This is a genomic window from Mesorhizobium sp., assembly GCF_004962925.1.
In the GTDB taxonomy this organism is placed as follows: domain Bacteria; phylum Pseudomonadota; class Alphaproteobacteria; order Rhizobiales; family Rhizobiaceae; genus Mesorhizobium.
The window spans coordinates 1-1,064 of record NZ_SUEO01000384.1 but is presented as its reverse complement, the minus strand read 5'-3'; the positions used below and the strand labels follow the sequence as shown (position 1 = coordinate 1,064).

At 64.1% G+C, this 1,064-nt stretch carries 3 protein-coding genes; 1 reads left to right on the top strand and 2 read right to left on the bottom strand.

Annotated elements, in window-relative coordinates:
• Both E5W87_RS35210 and E5W87_RS35205 read right to left on the bottom strand, forming a co-directional pair.
• The coding region (locus E5W87_RS35210) for an ATP-binding cassette domain-containing protein (protein ID WP_292408511.1) at window positions 1-350 on the bottom strand (350 nt) is incomplete at its 3' end.
• 358 nt (window positions 351-708) lie between these two features.
• Window positions 709-882, bottom strand: coding sequence for a hypothetical protein (locus tag E5W87_RS35205; RefSeq protein ID WP_292408508.1), 174 nt, complete (start codon window positions 880-882; stop codon window positions 709-711).
• Here E5W87_RS35205 and E5W87_RS35200 point away from each other — a divergent pair.
• The coding region (locus E5W87_RS35200; RefSeq protein WP_292408505.1) for a hypothetical protein at window positions 875-1,064 on the top strand (190 nt) is incomplete at its 3' end. The genes E5W87_RS35205 and E5W87_RS35200 overlap by 8 nt on opposite strands.

Below are 1,064 nucleotides of genomic sequence, written 5' to 3'. Positions count from 1 at the left end.
ATGTCGGCCAGCCGCATATGGATGTCGGCGATGCGGTGCGGATCGGTCGCGGTCTTTTCCTCTTCGAGCAGCGCGGAGCGTTCAAGGTCGGCCTTGAGCACGATCTCGATCAGCGGCTCCTCCGTGCCGGGCGCTTCCTGCGCCACTTGGCCGATGCGCGTGTTCTTCGGCAGGCTGATCGAGCCGGTCTCGGAGGCGAGGTCGCCGGTGATCGCCTTGAACAAGGTGGTCTTGCCGGTGCCGTTGCGGCCGACAAGCCCTGCCTTGCTGCCGGCCGGCAAGGTCAGCGAGGCATGGTCGAGAAGCAGGCGTCCGGCCATGCGGAGCGAAAGGTCGTTAATAATCAGCATGGCCGCGCTTTTGCACGGGACGTCGGCGCTTCGCAAGGCCTTGAGCGCCGGTTGGCCGCATAAGGGCGTGAAAATGGGCGGCGCGGCAGGTTGCTTGATGCCGCGGCCGGCCCGCCGGGCAAGAGGTCACCCCGCATTGGGGCGGGAACCTGTTGCGACGACCAAATGACGGCGCCTGGCGGCTTCTCGCATCCGAAAATTGCGTATTTGTCAGTTGCTGGGGCAAGGCGGTCGTGTTCCGCGATCGCACCATGACGCAAGGGCAAGACTCAGCTATGTCTAGGTGTGCGGCGGACCTGATACCCGCCTGGCCGGCGCCATCTCCTCCCAAGCGGCGCCGGCCATTTTTCCCCAGCGTTCACTGTGCCGGCGGCGTGCCGGGTTGATCACCGCCTGACGTCGATTTGGGTGCAGGGTCGACCTGCGGGTTTTGATCGACGGCGCCAGGGGCCTTCGTCGGCGGGATGTTGTTGTCGCAAGCCGCGACAGCCAGCGTCATCGCCAAAGCCAGCAAAATTGAGAGCTTGTTCATCGCAACCTCCTGTCACCGGGCAAACGAGACGGTGCCGATTTGGTTGCAGGCTCAGGCAGAGCTCGGGGTGTTGGAAAGCGGGGGAACAAAACGCGGCCTCTTCGGTTGGTCCACACCAAGGGAGAAAATCATGATCCGTCTGCTCATAGCCGGGGCCGCCGTCTACGTGGCCTACCGCATAG